12 protein-coding genes and 1 pseudogene are annotated in these 15,393 nt (G+C 66.4%); 6 read left to right on the forward strand and 7 right to left on the reverse strand.

Annotated elements, in window-relative coordinates; translation table 11 throughout:
* The first annotated feature begins 17 nt into the window (after positions 1-17).
* The 5 genes from ACI2JH_RS14675 to ACI2JH_RS14695 all read left to right on the forward strand — a co-directional run bounded on the left by ACI2JH_RS14675 (position 18) and on the right by ACI2JH_RS14695 (position 6,081).
* On the forward strand, positions 18-734 hold the full coding sequence (locus tag ACI2JH_RS14675) for an ABC transporter ATP-binding protein (RefSeq protein WP_042614582.1): 717 nt from the start codon (positions 18-20) through the stop codon (positions 732-734).
* Between the two features lie 8 nt (positions 735-742).
* Positions 743-2,047 carry an ABC transporter permease gene (locus ACI2JH_RS14680; protein ID WP_101101196.1) on the forward strand — a complete coding sequence of 435 codons (1,305 nt, stop codon included), beginning with the start codon at positions 743-745 and terminating at the stop codon, positions 2,045-2,047.
* A gap of 21 nt (positions 2,048-2,068) precedes the next feature.
* Positions 2,069-3,283: an ABC transporter permease gene (locus ACI2JH_RS14685; protein WP_101101198.1), complete on the forward strand. Its 1,215-nt coding sequence runs from the start codon at positions 2,069-2,071 to the stop codon at positions 3,281-3,283.
* 111 nt (positions 3,284-3,394) lie between these two features.
* A complete protein-coding gene (locus ACI2JH_RS14690) occupies positions 3,395-4,738 on the forward strand; it encodes a sigma-54-dependent transcriptional regulator (RefSeq protein ID WP_404736568.1) in 1,344 nt (447 codons plus the stop codon).
* The gene (locus tag ACI2JH_RS14695; protein WP_182657360.1) at positions 4,735-6,081 is read left to right on the forward strand and encodes a PAS domain-containing sensor histidine kinase; all 1,347 of its coding nucleotides are present in this window, start codon (positions 4,735-4,737) and stop codon (positions 6,079-6,081) included. Before ACI2JH_RS14690 ends, ACI2JH_RS14695 begins: the two co-directional genes overlap by 4 nt.
* 49 nt (positions 6,082-6,130) lie before the next feature.
* On the opposite strand, the gene glmU is transcribed toward ACI2JH_RS14695, so the two are convergent.
* Positions 6,131-7,498: a bifunctional UDP-N-acetylglucosamine diphosphorylase/glucosamine-1-phosphate N-acetyltransferase GlmU gene (gene glmU / locus ACI2JH_RS14700; protein WP_182657361.1), complete on the reverse strand. Its 1,368-nt coding sequence runs from the start codon at positions 7,496-7,498 to the stop codon at positions 6,131-6,133.
* Positions 7,499-7,580: 82 nt separating this feature from the next.
* Here glmU and ACI2JH_RS14705 point away from each other — a divergent pair, with 82 nt between their 5' ends.
* Complete coding sequence (locus ACI2JH_RS14705; RefSeq protein WP_101101207.1) at positions 7,581-7,964, forward strand: GtrA family protein; 384 nt, start codon at positions 7,581-7,583, stop codon at positions 7,962-7,964.
* Positions 7,965-8,073: 109 nt separating this feature from the next.
* Here the strand turns inward: ACI2JH_RS14705 and ACI2JH_RS14710 are convergent, their stop codons facing one another.
* The 6 genes and pseudogenes from ACI2JH_RS14710 to atpA form a co-directional block, all read right to left on the reverse strand.
* Positions 8,074-10,275, reverse strand: coding sequence for a hypothetical protein (locus tag ACI2JH_RS14710; RefSeq protein WP_404736569.1), 2,202 nt, complete (start codon positions 10,273-10,275; stop codon positions 8,074-8,076).
* A gap of 18 nt (positions 10,276-10,293) precedes the next feature.
* Positions 10,294-10,839 (reverse strand): gamma subclass chorismate mutase AroQ, encoded by a 546-nt coding sequence (gene aroQ, locus ACI2JH_RS14715; RefSeq protein ID WP_182657362.1) that lies wholly within the window; start codon positions 10,837-10,839, stop codon positions 10,294-10,296.
* A 197-nt stretch (positions 10,840-11,036) separates the two neighbouring features.
* Positions 11,037-11,459 carry a F0F1 ATP synthase subunit epsilon gene (locus tag ACI2JH_RS14720; RefSeq protein WP_042614575.1) on the reverse strand — a complete coding sequence of 141 codons (423 nt, stop codon included), beginning with the start codon at positions 11,457-11,459 and terminating at the stop codon, positions 11,037-11,039.
* Positions 11,460-11,572: 113 nt separating this feature from the next.
* A pseudogene (gene atpD / locus ACI2JH_RS14725) lies at positions 11,573-12,979 on the reverse strand (F0F1 ATP synthase subunit beta).
* A gap of 37 nt (positions 12,980-13,016) precedes the next feature.
* Positions 13,017-13,880 carry a F0F1 ATP synthase subunit gamma gene (atpG, locus tag ACI2JH_RS14730; protein WP_042614573.1) on the reverse strand — a complete coding sequence of 288 codons (864 nt, stop codon included), beginning with the start codon at positions 13,878-13,880 and terminating at the stop codon, positions 13,017-13,019.
* Positions 13,881-13,938: 58 nt separating this feature from the next.
* The coding region (atpA, locus tag ACI2JH_RS14735; RefSeq protein WP_404736570.1) for a F0F1 ATP synthase subunit alpha at positions 13,939-15,393 on the reverse strand (1,455 nt) is incomplete at its 5' end.

Genomic DNA, 15,393 nt, shown 5'->3' on the forward strand with positions numbered 1-15,393 from the left:
CGAATCTGGAGAGAACCATGCTTGAGATGCGCGCTGTCGCCAAAGTGTTCCGCACCGAACAGGTGGAAACCCATGCCCTGCGGTCGCTTGACCTGCTGGTCAACGAGGGCGAGTTCGTCGCCGTGACCGGTCCGTCCGGCTCGGGCAAGACCACGTTCCTCAACATCGCCGGCCTTCTGGAAACCTTCACCAGCGGCACCTACCTGCTCGATGGCCAGGATGTCAGCAAGCTCGGCGACGATGCGCGCAGCCGCCTGCGCAACCAGAAGATCGGCTTCATCTTCCAGGGCTTCAACCTGATCCCCGATCTCAACCTGTTCGACAACGTCGATGTGCCACTGCGCTACCGCGGCATGTCCGCGGCCGAACGCCGCGAGCGCATTGAAAAGGCATTGAGCCAGGTCGGCCTGGGCTCGCGCATGAAGCACTATCCCAGTGAGCTGTCCGGCGGCCAGCAGCAGCGCGCGGCGATCGCCCGCGCACTGGCCGGCAGCCCGCGCCTGCTGCTGGCCGATGAGCCGACCGGCAACCTGGACAGCACCATGGCGCGCGGGGTGATGGAGCTGCTGGAGGAAATCAATGCCGCCGGCACCACCATCGTGATGGTCACCCATGATCCAGAACTGGCCGCGCGTGCGCAGCGCAACGTGCACATCGTGGACGGCCAGGTGACCGACCTGCTGCGTGAGCCGGTGCTGGCCACCGCGCGGCGCATCGCCGCCGTCAACGAGTGAGGTCGGCCATGTTCGCTTACTACGTCCGCCTGGCCGTACGCAGCTTCCGCCGCAACAAGGTGCTGACCGCCTTGATGGTGGTGGCCATCGCACTGGGCATCGGCGCTTCGATGACCACCCTGACGGTCTTCCACGTACTGTCCGGCGATCCGATCCCGGGCAAGAGCGACCGCCTGTTCTACGTGCAGCTGGATCCGCGCCCGAAGTCGGGGTATGTCCCCGGTGAAGAGCCCGAAGAACAGATGACCCGCTTCGATGCGGAGGCGCTGCTGCGTGACAAACGCGCGCAGCGCCAGGCCGTGATGACCGCCGGCGGCGCCACGATCGTGCCGGAGAGCAGCACGCTGAAGCCGTTCTCGGTGGATTCGCGCTACACCTCGGCCGACTTCTTCCCCATGTTCGAGGTGCCGTTCCAGTACGGCAACCCCTGGACCGCCGCCGACGACGAGGGACGCGGTCGGGTGGTGGTGCTGTCCAAGGCGCTCAACGACAAGGTGTTCAACGGTGCCAACAGCGTAGGCCGCAACCTGACCGTCAGTGGCCATTCGCTGCGCGTGGTCGGCGTGCTGAAGGCCTGGCAGCCCCAGCCGCGCTTCTTCGACCTGTCCTTCAGCGCCTACGGCCAGGAAGAAGACGTGCTGATGCCGTTCTCCACGTCGGTCGACCTGAAGATGGGCAGCACGGGCAACATGAACTGCTTCGGCGACGGCTCCCCGGACGGCTCCAGCTCCGACCTCAACGCCCCCTGCACCTGGCTGCAGTACTGGGTCGAACTGGACCCGGCCAAGGCCGATGACTTCCGCCAGTACCTGGTCAACTATTCGGACCAGCAGCGGGCAGCGGGTCGATTCCAGCGCCCGGCCAATACCCGCCTTTCCAGCGTGATGGAATGGCTGGACTACAAGAAAGCCGTTCCCAGTGACGTGCGCCTGCAGGTCTGGCTGGCCCTCGGCTTCCTGGTGGTATGCCTGATCAACACCGTCGGCCTGTTGCTGGCCAAGTTCCTGCGCCGCAGCGGCGAGATCGGCGTGCGCCGCGCCCTCGGTGCCAGCCGTGGCCAGATCTTCCTGCAGTGCGTGGTGGAAGCGGGCGCGGTCGGCGTGGCCGGCGGATTGCTGGGCATCGTACTGGCGTTGATCGGCCTGTATGCCGTGCGCCAGCAGCCGGTGGAATACGCAAAGCTCGCCCATCTGGACGGCAGCATGCTGGTGCTGGCCATCGGCCTGACCCTGTTCGCCAGCCTGGCCGCCGGCATGCTGCCAGCGTGGCGCGCCATGCAGGTCACCCCGGCCATCCAGCTCAAGTCGCAGTAAGCACGTCAACGAGGAATCACCATGGACATCCGCCCCATCCTCAGCACGCTGCGCCGGCACAAGACCGCCGCCTCGCTGATCGTGCTTGAAGTCGCACTGACCTGCGCCATCGTCTGCAATGCGCTGTTCCTGGTCAGCCAGCGCGTCGAGAAAATCAGCCAGCCCAGCGGCCTGGCCGAAAAAGAACTGGTGGTCGTGCGGGTCAGTGGCATCGGCAAGCAGACCGATGCCATGGCGCGCACCCGTGAAGATCTGGCATCGCTGCGCGCGATCCCCGGCGTCACCAGCGTGACCCGGGCCAGCCAGCTGCCGTTCCGCACCAGTTCGTCCAACAGCGGTATCTCGCTCACGCCCGAACAGGAAAAGCCGACCATCCATTCCACCATGTACTACGTCAACGAAAACGCGCTCCCTACGCTGGGGTTGAACCTGGTGGCCGGACGTGACTTCCAGCCCGGCGAATTCGTCGATCGCGAAGAAGCCATGAAGGCCTTCCCCAACGACAAGGCCGTGGCGGGCATCTTCAGCAAGGCCGCTGCCGACCGGCTGTCGCCGGGCACGTCCGCTGTCGGCAAGACCTTCTACATCGGCACCCAGCCGGTGCATGTGGTGGGCGTGGTGGAGTATCTGGCGACGCCTACCGGTTGGGACGACAACACCGACATGTCCTTGCTGCTGCCGATGCGTACCGCGTTCACTGAGGGGCTGTACCTGCTGCGTACCGATCCGCAGCGCCGGCAGGAAGTGCTGAGCGCTGCGTTGGCGGCGCTGGAACGCAACGATCCGAACCGGCTGGTGCGCGAGAAGCTCACCTACGAAGAGCAGCGCGACAGCTACTTCAAGAACGACCGGGCGATGGTCGGCCTGCTGATCACCGTGTGCGTGGCCCTGCTGGTAGTGACCGCGCTGGGCATCGTCGGCCTGGCCAGCTTCTGGGTGCAGCAGCGCAGCAAGCAGATCGGCATCCGCCGCGCACTGGGTGCGACGCGGGGACAGATCCTGCGCTACTTCCAGACCGAGAACTTCCTGCTGGCCACGGTGGGTATCGTGCTGGGCATGCTGGCCGCCTACGCGATCAACCTGGCGCTGATGAACACCTATGAGCTGCCGCGCATGCCGCTGGTCTACCTGCCGGTGGGCGCGGTGCTGCTGTGGCTGCTGGGCCAGGTGGCGGTGTTCGGGCCGGCACGGCGCGCCGCCGCAGTACCGCCGGCGGTGGCCACCCGCGGCAGCTGAGGCATACCCGCCCCGGCTTGTATATCCTGCTGCCATGATGTCCGTAGCGCCGTGCCCTGCCCGGCGCCTGCATTCGGCCGAGCACGGCTCGGCGCCAACTGAAGCTGCCGCATGCCCGCGATCCTGATCATCGACGACAACACCAGCGTGGCCACCGCGCTGGACGTGCTGTTCTCGCTGCACGACATCGATACCCTGCAGGCGACGTCGCCGGAACAGGGGCTCGCGCTGCTGCGCGACCATCCGGTGGACCTGGTGATCCAGGACATGAACTTCACCGAGGACACCACCTCCGGCGAAGAAGGTGAGGCATTGTTCGCCCGCATCCGCCAAGCCCATCCGGACCTGCCGGTGATCCTGCTGACCGCGTGGACCCACCTCGGCACGGCGGTGGAGCTGGTGAAGGCCGGCGCGGCCGACTATCTGCCCAAGCCGTGGGATGACCGCAAGCTGCTGACCACGGTCAACAACCTGCTGGAACTGTCCGAGGCGCGCAGCGAGCTGGATCGTCGGCGTCAACGCGAGCAGCGCCAGCGCAGCGCCCTGGAGCAACGCTACGATCTGTGCGGTGCGGTATTCGCCGATCCTGCCAGCGAGCGCGTGATCGCGCTGGCCTGCCAGGTCGCGCGGTCGGCGCTGCCCGTGCTCATCACCGGCCCGAACGGCGCCGGCAAGGAAAAGATCGCGCAGATCATCCAGGCCAATTCCGCGGCGGCGAAGGGCCCGTTCGTGACGGTCAACTGTGGCGCATTGCCGGCCGAGCTGATCGAAGCGGAACTGTTCGGTGCCGAGGCAGGTGCCTACACCGGAGCCAACAAGGCGCGCGAAGGAAAATTCGAGGCCGCCGACGGTGGCACGCTGTTCCTGGACGAGATCGGCAACCTGCCGCTGGGCGGCCAGATGAAGCTGCTGCGCGTGCTGGAAACCGGCCGCTTCGAACGGCTCGGCTCCAACCGCGAACGCCAGGTCAAGGTGCGCGTGGTCAGCGCCACCAATGCCGACCTGGGCGCGATGATCCGCGAGGGCAGCTTCCGCGAAGACCTGTATTACCGGCTCAACACGGTCGAGCTGACGCTGCCGCCACTGGCCGAGCGGCCCGGCGATATCGTGCCGCTGGCCGAGCACTTCCTGGCAGCTGACAAACCACTGTCCGCCGCCGCGCGCACGGCATTGCAGCGCCACACCTGGCCAGGCAACGTACGCGAACTGCGCAACGTGATCCAGCGCGCCGAACTGCTGGCCATCGGCAACCGCATCGAAGTGGCCGACCTCAACCTGCCGCGCGCGCCCGCCGCCCCGCGTGGCGCCGGCGCGATGATCGACCCCGACCGCCAGCGCATCGAAGGCGCGTTGGCCAGCAACCACGGCATCATCGCCCAGGCCGCTGCCGAGCTGGGGCTGAGCCGGCAGGCCCTGTACCGGCGCATGGACCGCTTCGGCATTCCGCGCGAATGAAGCAACGCTCCTTCACCTTCCAGCTGTTCCTGCGCCTGCTGCCGGTATTGGCCCTTGCAGCGGCACTGCCGTGGCTGCTGGCGTACTGGATGGACCACGGTTGGGGCGTGGCGATCCTGTCGGGAATCGTGCTGCTGGCGCTGATGTGGTTCAGCCTGGATCGCGCCATCGCGCCGGTGCGCTCGCTGATGCGCGCGCTGTCCGGCGTGGTCAGCAGCTACAAGGACGGCGAGTTCAACTTCAGCGTGCACTGGTCGGCGCAGGACGAGCTGGGCCATCTGGTGGAGGCGCACCGCGAACTGGGCGACGTGCTGCGTGAACAGCGGCAATCGCTGGTGCAACGCGAACTGCTGCTGGACACGATGGTGCAGAACACCCCGGTGGCGATGCTGCTGCTGGCGGCCGGCGGTGATGGGCTGCAGCGTGTGGTGTTCTCCAACCTGGCCGCGCGCAAGCTGCTGCACGGCGGGTTCAAGCTCGAAGGACAGCGCCTGGCCGAACTGCTGGAACAGATGCCGATCGCCCTGCGCGATGCCATCTCGCGCGGCGGCGACAGCCTGTTCGCGGTGCGCGAAGAGGACAGCGAGGACGAGGAAGACGAGCAGATCTACCATCTATCGCGCCGCGCCTTCCATCTCAATGGACGACCGCACGACCTGCTGCTGATCCGCCTGCTCACCGCCGAACTTCGCCGGCAGGAAGTACAGACCTGGAAAAAAGTCATCCGCGTGATAAGCCACGAGCTCAATAATTCATTGGCTCCCATTGCGTCCCTGGCGCACTCCGGCGGTGAACTGGTCAAGCGTGAACGCTTCGACCGCCTGCCGGAGATCTTCTCTACCATCGAAGACCGCGCACGCCATCTGGAGGGCTTCATCCGCGGCTACGCGCGGTTTGCCAAGTTGCCGCAGCCGCAGCTGCAGACGGTGCACTGGGCACCGTTCCTTGCCAGCCTGCAGCAGCAGATTCCGTTCCAGATGGACGCGCTGGATGAAGACCTGCACAGCCGGGTCGACATCGCCCAGCTGGGCCAGGCGCTGCTGAACCTGGTCAAGAATGCGCACGAAGCCTGCGCCGACGCCGACCCGCCCAACGACGACGTGCGGGTCAAGGTCACCCGCCTGCCGCAGTGGCTGCGGCTGGACGTGTTGGATCGCGGCAAGGGCATGAACGAGGCCGTGCTGCAGAACGCACTGACGCCCTTCTATTCCACCAAGCGCAACGGCACCGGCCTGGGGCTGGCGTTGACCCGCGAGATCGTGGAAGCGCACGGCGGTCGCATCGCGCTGCAGAACCGCACCGAAGGCGGCCTGTGCGTGTCGTTGTTGTTGCCGCAGAACTGACCCGCGACGCCGAGCATGGCCCGGCGCTGCCGGGCGTGCCGGGAACCGCTCAGGATTTCTTCTGCGGCCGCTGCCAGCCTTCGACCACCTGCTGGCGTGCCCGCGCCACGGTCAGCTGGCCATCCGGCGCGGTGCGGGTGATCACCGATCCCGCGGCGATGGTCGCGCCCTCGCCCACCAGCACCGGTGCCACCAACGAACTGTTGGAGCCGATGAAGGCGTTGTCGCCGATCGTGGTCTGCGACTTGTTCACGCCGTCGTAGTTGCAGGTGATGGTGCCGGCGCCGATGTTGACCTTGCTGCCGATGACCGCATCGCCCAGGTAGCTCAGATGGTTGGCCTTGCTGCCCACGCCCATGCGGATCTTCTTGGTTTCCACGAAGTTGCCCACGTGCACGCCGTCGGCCAGCACGGTGCCGGGGCGCAGCCGCGCGAACGGCCCGATGTGCGCAGCGCCTTCGGCCACCACGCCCTCCACGTCGCAGTGGGCCAGCACGGTGGTGCCCGGGCCCAGGGTGACGTCCTTGAGCCGCGTGAAGGGCCCAATGCTGACCCCGTCGCCCAGTTCCACGCGACCTTCCAGGATCACGTTGACATCGATCTGCACGTCGCGGCCGACAATCACCTCGCCCCGGATATCAACCCGGGCGGGGTCCAGCACACGCGCGCCCTGCACGCACAGCGCACGCACCGCGCGCTGTTGCCAGGCCCGTTCCAGCTGCGCCAGCTGCCACGGATCATTGGCCCCTTCGGCGTCCTGCGGATCGGCGACCAGGGTCATGTCCGCAGCGGTGTACTCGTTGGCGGCAAAGGCGAACACGTCGGTCAGGTAGTACTCGCCCTGCGCGTTGGCATTGGACAGCTGCGACAGCCAGCGACGCAGCGCGGTGGACTCGGCGGTGATGATGCCGGTATTGATGGTGCGGATCCGGCGCTGTTCCTCGCTGGCGTCCTTCTGCTCCACGATCGAGCCAACCTTGCCCTCGGCATCGCGCACGATGCGTCCGTAGCCGGTCGGGTTGTCCATTTCCGCCGCCAGCACCGCCAACCGGCCCGGCTGGTCCAGCAGCTCGCGCAGGGTCTGCGCACGGATCAGCGGCACATCGCCGTACAGCACCAGCACCTGCGCGGCGTCCGGCACCTCCGGCATCGCCTGCGCCACGGCATGTCCGGTGCCCAGCTGCTGCGACTGCTCGGCCCACAGCAGGTCGGGCTGGCTGGAAAAATGCGCGCGCACGGCATCACCGCCATGGCCGTACACGATGTGGATCGCATCCGGCTTCAGCTCGCGTGCGGTAGCGATCACGTGGGCCAGCATGGGTTGTCCAGCCACCGGCTGCAGCACCTTCGGCAATACGGACTTCATGCGCTTGCCGGCGCCAGCGGCGAGGATGATGACGTGCAGGGCTTGGGTCATGGAAAAAGGGGTCCGCAATGGTTTCGCGACATTCTAGAACGGCCGCCGTTAACATGACTCACGCATCCTGCATCTTCCGTCCATGACCCTGCTCCGCCAAGGTGGCTCCTACCTCATCGTCGGCCTGCTCCAGCTGCTGCTGGACTGGTGCGTGTTCGTCGCCGTGACCGCGTTGGGCGTGCCGGTGGTGCCGGGCAACGTGATCGCACGCGCCTGCGGGATGCTGTTGGGCTTCTGGCTCAACGGACGCTACACCTTTGCCGATGCCGGCAAGCAACGGCTGGGATGGAAGCGCTTTGGCCGTTTCATCGCACTGTGGGCCGTGCTCACCGTGCTCAGCACCGTACTGGTCACTGCAGCAGATCAAGCATTGGGGCTGAAGTACGCATGGTTGGCCAAGCCGCTGGTGGAAGGTGGGCTGGCCGGGCTGTCGTTCCTGCTGATGCGGCGCCTGGTGTTCCGCTGACCTGCCCCGCCCGCTGCGCTCGCCGACCATGGGGCGGCGCTACCACTCCGTTACATGGTCTCGCCCCGGTAGCGCCGACCCATGGTCGGCGGCATCGGTCAGGCGATGCTCAGCGGCCGAGGCGCTGGCCCAGTCCGTCGCGCCACAATTGCAGCGGACTGAAATGGAACCTCACCTGGTGGCGACCGGCCGGTACGCAGACCGCACGGAACAGCCCGTTGGCGCGCATCAGCGGGGTTGCCGCCCCATCCACGCTGGCCTGCCAGCCCGGAGCGGACACCTCATTGACCACCAGCCACGCCGGCGCCGCCGCGTCCACCTGCACGCGCAGCCCGCTGGCCCGGTAGACCGTCGCGCCCACCTGCAGCGTGCCCGCACCGGCATCGGCACACGCCGCCTGCGTAGCGCCAGGCAGCCAGACCGTGCTGTTGAAGTCGGTCCGGTTGAAGGCCGCGGCAGGCGGCAGGTCTTCATCATGACGATGCACTGCCGTGGGGTTGAGCATCCGCGGCAGCATGCTGTCACGTTGCATTACCTGCAGTTCGGCGTCGTAGGCATGCGAACCCGGGAACGCGGTCGGTGCCAGCACCCAGCGCACGCCGATCAGATCGTACAGCGGCGCATCGAAGTCCGGCGTCCATGGCGTTTCCGGTTTCTGCTGCACGCTGTCGAGCGGATCGCCGGGCATGCCGAGCATCTGCAGCGCGCGGCGGTCGAGCAAGGGATTGTAGCCATTGGCCAATGCCAGCCCATGCACGGCCGCGCCATTGGTCAACGGCCCGACGCCGAAGGCCAGTGCGCGTTCCGGCAGGCCTTCGCTGCGCTGGGCGGACAACAGCTGGTACGCGCTCTGCGCCGGGCCGGGCCGCGTTGCGGTCAGCACCGGACGGGTGGCGCTGCGCGCGTTGAACGACGTGCTGACGTTGAAGATCAGCAGGTCCAGCAGCATCAATCCCAGCAGCCAGCGCGAGGGCGACCGGTGGCGTATCAACTGACGCACCGCGACCGCCCCGATGGCGACGCTGATTGCCAGCCACGCCGCCCCCTGCAAGCGTCCACTGCCCAGCACCAGCCACGCACCGGGGATGGCCAGCAGGACCACCACCAGCAGCGAGGGCAGGTGCGGGCGCAACGGATCGCGCTGCAGGGCCGACTGCAGCGCATGCGCGGACAGCCATGCCGCCGCCGGGACGGCGAGGAACAATCCATCGGACGGACGACGGAACAGGTCCAGCCCCGGCAGCCAGCCGAACAGCCACGGGAACAGGGGCGTGGCACCGCCCAGCGCGAACAGCACGGCCAGCACGAAGACCGCCAGCGCGATGCGCGCGCCGCGTGGATCGCTGCGCACCACCGCGCCACCCCATGCGAGCCACACCGCCAACGGCACCGCGCCCATGTACAGATAGTCGGTGGTGATATCCCCGAAGGCCCAGCTGTCGCCGCGCCCTTGTTCGAACACGTTGCCGGACAGCAGCGTGACCAGGGACTGCCAGTGGATGGCGCCCGGCAGGGCGGCCTGCAGTGACACCCCATCACGGTTGGTATGGGCCAGCCACGCGAACGTGGACAGCCATTGCGGGGCACTGATCGCCGCGGCAATCGCGCCGACCGCCGCAAGCTGCAGGCACAGTCGGGTGCGCCGTGCGCGCGCCATCGCGATAGCCGCCATCGTATACACCGCACACGCCAGCACGATCAGGTAGGTGACCTGGGTCAGCTGCAGCGCACTCAGGCCGCCGACAACGCCGGCCAGCACGGCATGGCGCCAGTGCAGATGACGGCGCAGCTGGTCCAGCGCCAGCCACAGCCAAGGCAGCAGGCAGTAACTGACGATCATCGGGGTGTGCTGCAGGCGCGCCGCCGCGACCCCGCCGAACAGGAACACCAGTGCGAACATCAGCTGCGGCAACCGCTGCAGGCCCTGGGTTGCCGCAAGTTTCAACGCCCCCAGCCCCGCCACCAGCACATGCAGCAGGATCACCACCGTGAACCAGTGCAGCGAGGCAGGCGCCAGCAGCATCGGCAGCACCACGGTCGGCTGCAGGGTCATCATCTGCGGGTCGGCCAGCTGCGGATAGCCGCCATGCAGGTACGGATTCCACCAGGGGACGTCCCCCAGCAGCAGCTGCTGGGCGGTGAAGCTCACCGCAGGGAAAAACTGCTGGACGGCATCGAAGGGAATCGTCCAGACGCCGAGCAGCCATGGCAGGCACAGCACCAGCCACAGGACGCACCAGGCGAAACCCGGCGTGGCGGTTGCACGGGTCCAGCGGTCGGTGACCGAAACCGCGCCGATAGTCTGCTGCACCCTGCTCTCCTTGCCTTATCAGCGCGTGCCGCCAGCCTCGGGGCGGCAAAGATCAATCATAGCCCGCACCAGCGCGACATGCCCGACGGCCTCCTGCATGCGGTGATCCACCGCCTCGGCGACCGTCTTCGTGCAGCCAGGCCGACCGCGCTGCGGGGCGATGCCGGGCCAAAGCGCGAGCAGCTTTTCGTCCGCCACGTCGATCATGCCGCGCAGTTCCTCCAGCGAAGGCGCCGGCGCCGGCACCTCGCCTGCCGCATAGCGATGGAACGCCACGTGCTGGATCAGCTTGTTGGCCTCGATCAGCTGGCGGTAGAAGTGCACGACCGCCTCCGCGTCCAGGCCGAGCTGAGTCGCCCGGACACGCTTGTCCTGAAGCACCTGTGCTTCGCGGACGGGATCTTCCACCGGGCGCGCGGCCGGGTACTTGAACGCCGCCACCTGATGCGCGATGGCATTGCGCTCGGCGGCGACAGCAACGAAGCGATCCATCGGGGTGGCCTGCACGGCGGCAGGCAGCAACGTGGCGAGAAGCACTGCCCGGCAGCAGTCGAGAACAGGCATGGCGCACCTTCCGGAAGAAAGAAGCACACAGGGTGAACACCCTGGGTCGCCAGCACGAGGAACCTGCGCACAGTTCGGCCGGCATCATCGGCAATGCGCGGAAAATACAAACGCCGGCACAGGGCCGGCGTCGGAACAACAAGCGGAGATGGAGCGTGACGACCAACGGCCGTCACCCACCAGACCCACCCAAGGGTTCAGTGCTTCAGGTTCTTGCGCAGGCGCTCCAGCGCCTGCAGCTGGGCAGTCACTTCGGCCAGCTTCTGCTGGGCCTCGGCGATCTCCATGCCTTCACCACGGTTGGCCAGCATGCGCTCGGCTTCTTCCTTGGCCTTGCGCACCGATGCTTCATCGATATCCTGCGCGCGGATCGCGGTGTCAGCCAGCACGGTAACCACCTGCGGCTGCACTTCCAGGATGCCGCCGGAGATGAAGAAGTCCAGCTGCTCGCCATTGGCCTGGGTCACCACGATCTTGCCCGGCTTGAGGCGGGTGATCAGCGGTGCGTGCTTGGGCGCGATGCCCAGTTCGCCCAGCTCACCGGTGGCCACGACCAGGGTCGCTTCACCCCGGAAGATTTCCTGCTCGGCGCTGACGATGTCGCAACGGATCGTGCTCATGCAAATCTCTTCACTGTTCGCGGCGGCACGATGCCACCGGGGAGGAGCCACGGCGCGGACGGGTGTCCAACGCCGGTGTCAGGTCGGGCAGGATCGCTCCCGCCCGATCCGGATCAGGCCTTTTCGGCCATCTTCTTGGCCTTTTCGACCGCTTCTTCGATGCCGCCGACCATGTAGAACGCCTGCTCCGGCAGGTGGTCGTACTCACCATCGACGATGGCCTTGAAGCCACGGATGGTGTCCTTCAGCGACACGTTCTTGCCCGGCGAACCGGTGAACACTTCGGCCACGTGGAACGGCTGGCTGAAGAAGCGCTCGATCTTGCGGGCGCGGGTCACGGCCTGATTGTCTTATTCGGAGTGTTCGTCCATGCGCATGATGGAGATGATGTCCTTCTGTTCCTTGTTCTTCTGCAGGGTCTGCTGGACGCGCTGGGCGGTGTCGTAATGCTCGTGGCCGATGACCAGCGGATCCATCTGGCGGCTGGTGGAATCCAGCGGATCCACCGCCGGGTAGATACCCAGCGAGGCGATCGAACGCGACAGGGTCACGGTCGAATCCAGATGGGCGAAGGTGGTCGCCGGCGACGGATCGGTCAAGTCATCGGCCGGCACGTAGACGGCCTGGATCGAGGTGATCGAGCCGTTCTTGGTGGAGGTGATGCGCTCCTGCAGGACGCCCATTTCCTCGGCCAGGGTGGGCTGGTAGCCCACGGCCGACGGCATGCGGCCCAGCAGTGCCGACACTTCGGTACCGGCCAGGGTGTAGCGGTAGATGTTGTCGACGAACAGCAGCACGTCCTTGCCCTTGCCCGACGCGTCCTTCTCGTCGCGGAAGTACTCGGCCATGGTCAGGCCGGTCAGCGCGACGCGCAGGCGGTTGCCCGGCGGCTCGTTCATCTGGCCGTACACCATCGCGACCTTGTCCAGGACGTTGGAATCCTTCATCTCGTGGTAGAAGTCGTTGCCCTCACGGGTACGCTCACCCACGCCGGCGAACACGGACAGACCGCTGTGCGCCTTGGCGATGTTGTTGATCAGTTCCATCATGTTGACGGTCTTGCCGACGCCGGCGCCGCCGAACAGGCCGACCTTGCCGCCCTTGGCGAACGGGCACATCAGGTCGATGACCTTGATGCCGGTTTCCAGCAGCTCGGTGGCCGGGGACTGGTCTTCGTACGACGGTGCGGCACGGTGGATTTCCCACGTGTCGCTGGCGGCAACCGGGCCGGCTTCGTCGATCGGGCGACCCAGCACGTCCATGATGCGACCCAGGGTGCCCGGGCCGACCGGCACGGAAATGCCGCGTTCGGTGTTGGTGGCGACCAGGTTGCGCTTCAGGCCATCGGTGGAACCGAGGGCGATGCAGCGGACCACGCCGTCGCCCAGCTGCTGCTGGACTTCGAGGGTGATTTCGGTGTTGTCGACCTTCAGTGCGTCATACACCTTCGGAACCGACTCACGGGGGAACTCGACGTCGACGACCGCGCCGATGATCTGAACGATCTTGCCCTGACTCATTGCTGCATCCTCTAGATTTGTGCTTTGGACGTGCGCGTCAAACTGCTGCTGCGCCGCCGACGATTTCGGAGATTTCCTGGGTGATCGCTGCCTGGCGGGCCTTGTTGTAGACCAGCTGCAGGGTTCCGATCAGCTTGTTCGCGTTGTCGCTGGCCGCCTTCATCGCCACCATGCGTGCCGCATGCTCGGAGGCCACGTTTTCCAGCACGGCCTGGTACACCAGTGACTCGATGTAACGCGTCATCACGTGCTCCAGCACGGTCGCGGCATCGGGTTCGTACAGGTAGTCCCAGTCGTGGTGCGCGACCTGCTTCTCAGCGGCCGGCAACGGCAGCAGCTGGTCGAAGCTGGCGGTCTGGGTCATGGTGTTGACGAAGCGGTTGTACACCAGGTACACGCGGTCGACCTTGCCCTCGGTGAACGCATCGAGCATCACCTTGATCACGCCGATCAGCGATTCCAGGCGCGGCACGTCACCCAGGTGGGTCACGCTGCCGACCATGTTGACCTTGATGCGACGGAAGAAGGTCGATGCCTTCTGGCCGATCGTCACCATGTCCACTTCGGCACCCTTTTCCTGCCAGGCACGGGCTTCGCCCAGCGTCTTGCGGAACAGGTTGTTGTTCAGGCCGCCGGCCAGGCCGCGATCCGACGAGATCACGATGTAGCCCACGCGCTTGACCTGTTCACGCTCGACCAGGAACGCATGCTGGTAATCGGTGCTGGCCTGGGCCAGGTGGCCGATCACCTGCTTCATCGCCTGCGCGTACGGACGCGATGTCTTCATCCGCTCCTGCGCCTTGCGGATCTTGGAGGCCGAGACCATCTCGAGCGCGCGCGTCACCTTGCGGGTGTTCTGCACGCTCTTGATCTTGGTTTTGATTTCGCGTCCGCTTGCCATCTCTTATTCCCGTATGTTCAACGGTAGAGCGGGGACCTGCCCCGCTCCACGTGCGCTGTTACCAGCTGCCGGTGGTCTTGAACTCGGTGATGCCCTTCTTGAAGGCACCTTCGATGTCATTGTCCCAACCGCCGGTGGCGTTGACCTTGCCGATCAGCTCGCCCTGGGTGTTGGCGAAGTGCGCGTGCAGGCCTTCTTCGAACGGCAGAAGCTTGTTGACCGGCACGTCGTCTAGGTTACCCTCGTTGTCGGCGTAGATCGACAGCGCCTGGTTGGCGATCGACATCGGGGCGTACTGCTTCTGCTTCATCAGTTCGGTGACGCGCTGGCCGCGCTCGAGCTGCTTGCGGGTCGCTTCGTCCAGGTCCGAGGCGAACTGCGCGAACGCAGCCAGCTCGCGGTACTGCGCCAGCGAGATACGGATGCCGCCGGAGAGCTTCTTGATGATCTTGGTCTGGGCCGAACCACCCACGCGCGACACCGAGATACCGGCGTTGACGGCCGGACGGATACCGGCGTTGAACAGGTCGGTTTCCAGGAAGATCTGGCCGTCGGTGATCGAGATCACGTTGGTCGGCACGAACGCGGACACGTCGCCGGCCTGCGTTTCGATGATCGGCAGCGCGGTCAGCGAGCCGGTCTTGCCGGTCACCGCACCGTTGGTGAACTTCTCCACGTACTCTTCGGATACGCGGGCAGCGCGCTCGAGCAGGCGGGAGTGCAGGTAGAACACGTCGCCCGGGTAGGCTTCACGGCCCGGCGGGCGCTTCAGCAGCAGCGAGATCTGGCGGTAGGCAACAGCCTGCTTGGACAGATCGTCGTACACGATCAGCGCGTCTTCGCCGCGGTCCATGAAGTACTCACCCATGGTGCAGCCGGAGTAGGCGCTGATGTACTGCATCGCGGCCGATTCGGACGCGGTGGCGGCCACGACCACGGTGTGGGCCAGGGCGCCGTTTTCTTCCAGCTTGCGCACGATGTTGGCCACGGTCGATGCCTTCTGGCCGATCGCGACGTACACGCACTTGATGCCGGTGTCCTTCTGGTTGATCACCGCATCGATGGCCAGGGCGGTCTTGCCGGTCTGGCGGTCACCGATGACCAGCTCGCGCTGGCCGCGGCCGATCGGGATCATCGAGTCGACCGACTTGTAACCGGTCTGCACCGGCTGGTCGACCGACTTGCGCCAGATCACGCCCGGGGCCACGCGCTCCACCGGAGCGGTCAGCTGGGTGCCCAGCGGGCCCTTGCCGTCGATCGGCTCGCCCAGCGCGTTCACCACGCGGCCGAGCAGTTCCGGACCGACCGGCACTTCCAGGATGCGGCCGGTGGTCTTGGCCACGTCGCCTTCGCGCAGGTTCTGGTATTCACCCAGCACCACGGCGCCGCCGGACACCGAGGCCTCCACCGCGGAGGACCCGTCCCCATAGCGCCCCAAGCCCTTGCGCACGCCCGCCATGATGGATCGCAGGAGGGAGGTGCGGGGGAAGCGGGGCGTGACCCGGGTAGAGGT

The sequence above is a fragment of the Stenotrophomonas sp. NPDC078853 genome (genome assembly GCF_044901215.1).
GTDB classification, from domain to species: domain Bacteria; phylum Pseudomonadota; class Gammaproteobacteria; order Xanthomonadales; family Xanthomonadaceae; genus Stenotrophomonas; species Stenotrophomonas lacuserhaii.